Annotated in this window: 4 protein-coding genes; all 4 read right to left on the bottom strand. The window is 70.8% G+C overall.

Features of this window, described 5'->3' with window-relative positions; genetic code table 11:
- A partial coding sequence (locus C1I98_RS31765) for an RHS repeat-associated core domain-containing protein (protein WP_146607757.1) occupies positions 1 to 3450 on the bottom strand: 3450 nt, incomplete at its 3' end.
- A 24-nt stretch (positions 3451 to 3474) separates the two neighbouring features.
- Positions 3475 to 4815 carry a DUF6531 domain-containing protein gene (locus C1I98_RS31760; protein ID WP_111171057.1) on the bottom strand — a complete coding sequence of 447 codons (1341 nt, stop codon included), beginning with the start codon at positions 4813 to 4815 and terminating at the stop codon, positions 3475 to 3477.
- A gap of 337 nt (positions 4816 to 5152) precedes the next feature.
- Entirely contained in the window at positions 5153 to 5983 is an 831-nt protein-coding gene (locus C1I98_RS31755) for a metallophosphoesterase family protein (protein WP_111171056.1), read from the bottom strand.
- 109 nt (positions 5984 to 6092) lie between these two features.
- Positions 6093 to 7594, bottom strand: a 1502-nt coding sequence (locus tag C1I98_RS31750; RefSeq protein WP_233508358.1) for an amidase, incomplete at its 5' end; no start/stop codon positions are given.

The raw sequence follows: 7594 nt of genomic DNA, 5'->3' as shown, positions 1-7594 counted from the left end.
GTCGTCGCGCATGCCGGTGGGGTCGGTGAACACCAGCGGGTTGTTGGACGCGTAGGTGTAGGCGGAGGTGGCGTTGTTGCCGGTGGGCATCGGGTCGATGCTGGTGAAGCGGCCGGTGCCCGGGTTGTAGTTGCGGTCGCGCAGGTAGTAGTTGCCGCTGCCGGTGGTCTCGTCCTGATAGGCGCCGGTGTATTTGAGGGGGTTTTCTGGTGCCGCTTCCTCTGGCTTGGTGACCTCCGGGGCTCCGGGCTTGCCGGCGATGGCCGGGGTGAGGGTGGTGCCGGTACGGGGGTTGCCGAAGGGGTCGTAGTCGTAGCCGGCCTCGACCTGGCCCGTCGGGGAGAGCATGTTGGCCACGCCGCCCAGCCAGTCGTGGGTGTAGGCGTGCGCGCCCCCGCCGGTCAGCAGGGCCAGTGGCTCGTCGTCGGGGCCGTAGGTGAAGCCGCGGCTTTCCACGACCGCGCCGGAGGCGTTGGTGGTGGTGTCCAGCGCGATCTGCGGCAGGGTGCCGTTGACGTCCCACGCCCAGCGCTGGGTGCCGGCCGCCGTCACGCGAGTCGGCGTCCCGGCCCCCGTCGTGGCGGCCACGGTGGTGGAGGCGGACAGGCGCAGGCCGGTGGCGTCGTAGGTGAAGCTGGTGGTGTTGTTGCCGACCTTGGCGGTGGCCAGGGTGTTGTCCAGGTTGTAGGTGAACTTGTCCGAGCCCGCCGTGATCTGGTTGCCGTTGACGTCGTAGGTGTAGTTCTTGGAGATCGTGCTGCCGGGCTTGGCGACGGTCTCGCGTAAGAGCTGGTCGGCGACGTCGTAGGTGTAGGTGGTGGTGTCGTTCCCGGCGGTGCCGGTCCGCTTCTGCGACAGGCGGTTGCCCATCAGGTCGTAGGTGTAGTCGATCCGCCCGGCCATCTGCGAGCCGGTGGCGCACGAGGTGGCCGAGTAGCAGGCCGAGGTGACCCGGTCCACGGTGTCGTAGGCGTAGGCGACCGACTCGCTGCGGTCGCCGCGCCGGGTGACGACCTTGGTGGGGTTGCCGACCTGGTCGAGGGTCAGGTCGAATGCCGATACAGGGTCCTGGTCGGCACGACCGGTCGCGATGCCGGTCAGGCGGCCGGACTCGTCGTAGGCGCGCTTTTCGGTCAGGCCGCCGGTGGGCAGGGTGGTGGAGGTACGGCGGCCCGACAGGTCGTACCCGAACGTCCACTCGGACGCGCCGCCCGCGACCCCGCCCGCGACGCTCTGCGCGGTGAGCCGGCTGTCGGCGTCGTACTCGGCGGAGACCTTCGTGCCGTCCGGGTACGTGCGCGAGGTGATGTTGCCCCGCTCGTCGTAGGCGTAGCCGAAGGTCTGGTCCGCCAGCCCGGCGGTCTTGCGGGTGACGGTCTTGATCTGGTCTTCGTCGTCGTACCCGACCTCGCGGACACCGGTCGGGTCGCCGTAGGCGGTGACGCGGTCCTTGGCGTCGTAGCCGAAGGTGTAGACCGGGCCCTGCGAGCCGAGGGTGGTCTTGGTACGGCGGCTCAGGATGTCGTAGGTGCTGGTGACCGTGCGCTTGGCGCGCTCCTCCGGCGGCACCCATTCGGGGCCGTTGATGGTGATCGCGGTGAGCGGGTTGCTCTCGGCGTCGTAGGTGACCTCGACCCGGCGCGAGAGCGGATCGGCCTTCGTGATCAGCCGCCCGGCGTCGTCGTAGGCCATCCGGGTGTAGCGGCCCAGCGGGTCGCGGACCGACTCCAACAGGCCGTCGATGCTGTAGGTGTAGACCGTGGACCGCGCCTCCGGGTCGTACGGGTTGTACGGCGTCTCCGGGGTGTGCACCGTGCGAAGCTGGTCGTCCTCGCTGAACGTCTGGTGCGTGGTGCGGTTCTTCGGGTCGGTGATCGCGACCACCCGGCCGGACGCGTCGTACGCCGCCGTCGTGGTGTTGCCCAGCGGGTCGATGACCTTGGTCTGCTGACCGGCCCGGTCGTACTCGTACCGGGTGGTGTACTTGTCCGGGTCGGCGCCCTCGACGTTGCCGCGCGGCTCGGTCACCGCGATCAGCAGCCCGTCGTCGTCGTACTTCCAGGTGGTGACGCCCCCGACCGCGTTGGTCTCCTTGATCGGGTTGCCCGCCGGGTCGTACACGGTCTTGGTGGTCTTGCCGGCCGCGTCGGTGATCTCGGTCTGCCGCCCGGCGTCGTCGTACGCCATCCGGGTGGTGCGGCCGAGGTTGTCGGTGGCGTTGGTGACCTGGCCGTTGTTGTCCCGGCCGAACGTCGATTCCTTGTTCAGCTCGTCGATCTTGCCGGTCGTGCGGTCCAGCGGGTCGGCCTTGATGTCCCGGTCGGTGAACCCGCCGCCGGGGTAGGGGTGGCGGATCCGGATCGGGTTGTCGTTGGCGTCGTAGAAGTAGGTCGTGGTGAAATCGGCCTTGTCCGCGCCCGGCTCGTTGCCCAGCGGCGAGGTGACGGTCTTCAGCAGGCCCTTGGCGTTGTAGGTGTAGGAGGTGACGATCGGCGCGCGGGTGCGCAGCAGCACCCGGGCGGTGGCGTCCCGACCGGCGTCGGTGTAGGTGTGGACGCTGGTCCGCCGCTCGTCGTCGACCCTGGCCGGCAGGCCGTTGGCGTAGTAGGTGTAGTTCGTGGTCTGGCCCAGCGGGGTCTGGCTGCGCACCAGGCGGCCGGTCTCGTCGAAACCGCTACGCCAGGCGTTGTTCTTGCCGGGCTGCTGCGTGCCGGTCAGCCGGTCCTGGGCGTCGTAGGCGTACCGGGTGGTGTACGCCGCCCGGTCCCCGCCCGGCACCGTGCCACGCGGGTCGATCGACGCGATCCGCCGTCCGGTGAGGTCGTAGACGACCTCGGCGCGGCGTCCCTCCGGAGAGACCGACGCCTTGACCAGGCCCGCGTTCGGGCCACCCTGCGGCAGGTACTCGAAGCGGGTGACCTTGCCGCGCTGGTCGGTGGTGGAGGTCCGCAGGCCGCGCGAGTCGTACTCGTGCGTGATCTCGTTGCCCTCGGGGTCCACGCTGCGGACCAGCTCGTTGTACTCGTTGTAGGTGTCCTTCCACACCTTGCCGTTGGCGTCGGTGTGCTGGGTCGGGTTGTTGCGCTCGTCGAACGTGGTCTTCTCGGAGTAGCCCAGCGGCCGGGGCGCGTTGGTCTGGATCCGGTTGCCGTTCGCGTCGAAGATCGCCTCGTGCTGGTGCTGCTTGCCGTTGACCACCAGGTCGCGGTTCAGGTCGCGGTCGTAGCGGTGGTTGTCGGAGTCGCCGGTGCCGCGTTGGGAGTAGACCAGCGTGTTGCCCCGGTACCCGTCCCAGACCACCACGCCGTCGGGGTCGGTGGTCTCGGCCTCATGCTCGGCCGCGTCCCACCCGAAGGTGGTCGCCTTGCCCAGGCCGTCGCGCTGCTCGGTGACCCGGCCGTCCTCGCTGTAGGCGTTGGTGACGATGGCGACCCGGTGCGGGTCGATCACCTGATGCAGCAGGCCATTGGCATGCTAGGTGTACTTCCAGGTGAAGCCGCGGGCGTCCAGCATCGAGGTGAGCAGGTTGCCGGTGTAGAAGTAGTTGACGTTGCGGCCGTCCGGCAGCCGGATCTCCCGGATCAGCCCGCCCTCGATCCGCACCTCCACCTTCCGCCCGGAGGCGTCGGTGATGATCACGCCCAGACCCGCATAGGCCAGCGTGACCCCGACGTCGCGGGCGTTGCGCACCGAGGTCAGCCGACCGGCGGCGTCGAAGCCGTACCGGACCTGGCGCGGCGTGGTCAGCGTCCACCCGTCGCCGGACCTGCGCAGGTTGGACCGCACACCGGCCGGGCGCTTGTGCTTCCCGTCGGCCAGCGGGGTGTACCGGGCCTGCGCGCCGTCCTCGGCCCGCACGACGGCCACGCCGCCCTCGCCCTCGGTGATCCGCATGTCATACGACCAGGCCCAGCCCAGCCCGTACAGGCTCGCCCCCCGGTTCATCGAGGAGTACGTCCGCGACGTGGCGAACTGCGGCCCGAACGACGCCATCGCGAAGTCGGTCTCGGTGCGTACGTACGCGCCGGTGCCGGTGTTCACCCCGAGCCCCCGGGACGCCTGCCCGGCCGAGGTGAGCGCCAGCGCGTTGCCGCAGCCGCAGCCCATGGCCTGCTCGCCGGGGATCGGCGGCGGGTCGATCGTCTGACGGGGGACGGAGATGTCGGAGGGAGGCGAGATGACCTCCCGGCCGTCGTCGTAGACCGCCGCGGCCGTGACGAAGTACTCCTTTCCGGTCGTCAGCGTCCATCCGTCGGCGGACCCGAACGACCGGCAGAACTCCCCGGCCCCGCCACAGGACAGCGCGGTGGCGGTCAGGTCCTCGCGAGAGACCAGCGTGGACGCCTGCTCGGTCTGCGATCCGGACTCGTACAGCCGCATCCGCGCGCCCGTCCAGGCCGGATCGACCTGGCCGGAGCCGAAGTACAGCACCAGCGAGGTGTCACCCAGCACGAAGCCGGGGCGCAGCAACAGGCCGGTGAAGCCGTCCTCCGCTTTGGCCGCGGGCGGGCCGGTCGTCGCGGGGTGGCCCTTGAGCTGCGCGGTCGCGGTGGCCGCGGCTTTGGCGGTGGCCGCGGCCGCCCGCTCGGCCAGGGCGGTGAACTTCCGTTCGGCAAGCTTGACGGGCTCGCCGCCGGCCTTGGTCCCGGGCGGGACCACCGGGGGCCGCTCGGCGGGGTCCACGGCGGTGTCCGGCCGGACTTCCGGCGGCATCGCGCGGGCGGCGGGAGCGCCGGCCTGCCGTACCTGGGGCACGGGCGGCGCGGCCCGTGCGACCGCCGCGTCCGCGGGCACGATAAGCGGCGCCAGCAGCATTAACGCGGATAAGGGAATCGAAATTCGGGCACGTTTGAACCGATGCAGGGCACCCAATGGAATTCTCCTCGGAGGGTGAAAGGGTGATCGCCGGTTGGTCCCGTACAAACGTGTAGGGAATCAGCCGTCGCCCGAGGTGGCAACCCGTAATCTGCTAAGCGACCCTCCGTCACCCCTTATGCGCGTATGGGGAGGTGCGGAGAACAATGGCGCCGCGTACGGCTCTAACGTATGCTCGGCGGGCGATCCCGGTTACCGGCACCGGGGCCCGGAGAGCTGGAGGAATTCATGCGAAATTGACGTTGCGCATGGACAACGACAAGCAGATGTCGCCGGGTCAATTCGGCAGGATGGTCCGCAAAGCGCCGGGGGTGGTAGCGCGAGGGCCCCATTCACGGGGATAACCGAGGGAGACCTCTTCAAAACGGACGTCGTCGTGCCATGTGGTGCGCGGAATATGCAGGTGGCCGTAAACGACGGTGGCCGCCTGGAAACGCAGGTGCCAATCGGCCGTGCCGGTCGTGCCGCACCACAGCGCGAACTCCGGATAACGCAGAATCCGCGTCGGCTCGCGGACCAGCGGATAGTGGTTGATCAGCACGGTCGGCAGGCCGTCCGGGCGATCTTCCAGCCGCCGCTCGGTCTCCTTCAGCCGGGCGGCGCACCACGCCGCCCGCGAAGGGTAGGGGTCGGGGTGCAGCAGCATCTCGTCACTGCACACCACGCCGGCGTCGTAGGCCCGTTCCAGGGCCGCCTCCGTGGTGTCCGCGCCGTCCGGGCGGAAGGTGTAGTCGTAGAGCACGAACAGCGGCGCGATCACGGCCGGGCCGCCCGGCCCGTCCCAGATCGGGTAGGGGTCCTCGGGCGTCACCACATCGAGTGAGCGGCAGATCTCCACCAGGTGCTCGTAGCGCGCCACGCCGCGCAGCGGCGAGCGGTCGGCGGGGTGCGTCCACAACTCGTGGTTGCCCGGGGCCCACACGACCTTGGCGAAGCGGTCGCGGAGCAGGCTGAGCGCCCAGGTGAAGTCGTCGAGCAGCTCGGCGACGTCACCGGGGAGGAGCAGCCAGTCGTCCGGCGAGGCGGGCCGGATGCCCTCGACGACGGTCTTGTTGCGTTCGTAGCCCACGTGCAGGTCGCTGATGGCGACTAAAGACCTGTTCGGCAATGGCCGTCCTCACCAACGTCGAGACCCCCGGCACGTCCAGCCCCCATCTTAAGGCCCCCGCCGATCGGGGAAGGGGCCCGGCGGCCACCGCGGGCGGCCGCCGGGTCGGTCACGGCCGCGCCGCCGGAGGCAGGGTGGGCAGGTAGGCGGGCGGCCTGCGGACCCCGCTCGCCTGCTCGAAGGCGTACCCGAGGGAGATCAGCGCGGGCTCTGAGAGCCGGCCCGCGAAGAACGTCACGCCCAGCGGCAGGACGTCTCTGGCGTACCCGCCGGGGACGGTGATCGCCGGGTAGCCGGACACCGCGGACGGCAGTGAGCTGGCCACGAAGCCGGTGAAGTCGTCGCCGCGCTTCAGGTCCGTGACCCAGGCGGCGTTGTTGGTGGGGGCGAGCACCGCGTCGAGCCGGTGGTCGCTCACCACGGAGTCGATCGCCTGGCGGGCCAGGGTGGTCGCCTTGTCGCGAAGCGCCCGGTACTCCGGGTCGTTCAGGTCGCCGCTGGTGGCCTGCGCCTGCTCGAACAGCTCCTGCCCGAAGTACCGCAGCTCGGTGCCGGCGTGCCGCTTGTTGAACTCGATCAGCCCGGCCAGGCCGCGGGGGTGCCTGCCGGGCGTGGCGGCCAGGTAGGCGTTCAGGTCGTGCTTGAACTCGGTCAGCAGCGCGGGGAACTCCGCCTCGGCCACCTGGTCGAGGTGCGGCGGCTCGATGTCGTCGATCACGGTGGCGCCGCGGGCCCGCAGGGTGGCCACGGCGGCGTCCAGGGTGGCCAGCACCTCGGGTTCGCCCGCGGCGGCCGAGCGCCAGACGCCGATGCGCTTGCCCGCCAGGGCGTCGCGGTCCAGGGCCTTGAGATGGTCACGGCCGCCGCTCTGGACGACCGACAGCACGGCGGCGGCGTCGGTCACGTTCCTGGTGATCGGCCCGGCGGTGTCCTGCCGCGCGGAGATCGGCACCACACCCGCGCCGCTGACCAGGCCGACGGTGGGCTTGATGCCGACCACGCCGTTGATGCCCGCGGGGCAGACGATCGAGCCGTCGGTCTCGGTGCCGATGGTGACGGCGGCCAGGCTCGCGGCCACGGCCACCGCCGAGCCGCTGCTGGAGCCGCACGGGTTGCGGTCCAGGACGTGCGGGTTGGCGGTCTGGCCGCCGACGGCGCTCCACCCGCTGGAGGACGGGCTGGAGCGGAAGTTGGCCCACTCCGACAGGTTGGTCTTGCCGAGGATCACCGCGCCTGCCGCGCGCAGCCGCTGGACCAGGACGGCGTCCCGGGCCGGGCGGGAACCGGCCAGCGCCAGCGAGCCGGCGGTGGTGCGCAGCGGCCCGGCGGTGTCGATGTTGTCCTTCAGCAGGACCGGGATGCCGAGCAGGACCCCGCGAACGCCCCGGCGCCGGGCACGGTCGCTGCGCTCGGCCTCCTTCAGCGCGTCCGGGTTGGTCTGCACGACGGCGTTCAGCAGCGGGTCCACCGCGCGGATGCGGTCCAGGTAGAACCGGGTGAGCGTGACGGAGTCGAAGCGGCCCTTGTCCATGGCCCGCCCCATGTCCAGGACGGTGGCGCGGTCGAGGTCCAGACCGCGCCACCGTCCTGGACATGGGGCGGGCCATGGAC

Origin of the sequence: Spongiactinospora gelatinilytica, assembly GCF_003236385.1 — a bacterium.
Classification (GTDB): domain Bacteria; phylum Actinomycetota; class Actinomycetes; order Streptosporangiales; family Streptosporangiaceae; genus Spongiactinospora; species Spongiactinospora gelatinilytica.
This window is presented reverse-complemented; position numbering and strand designations above follow the sequence as displayed.

What these genes read in the sequence shown, in the direction of transcription:
- C1I98_RS31760 (WP_111171057.1), bottom strand. Translation starts at nt 4,815, where the DNA reads ATGCTGCTGGCGCCGCTTATCGTGCCCGCGGACGCGGCGGTCGCACGG.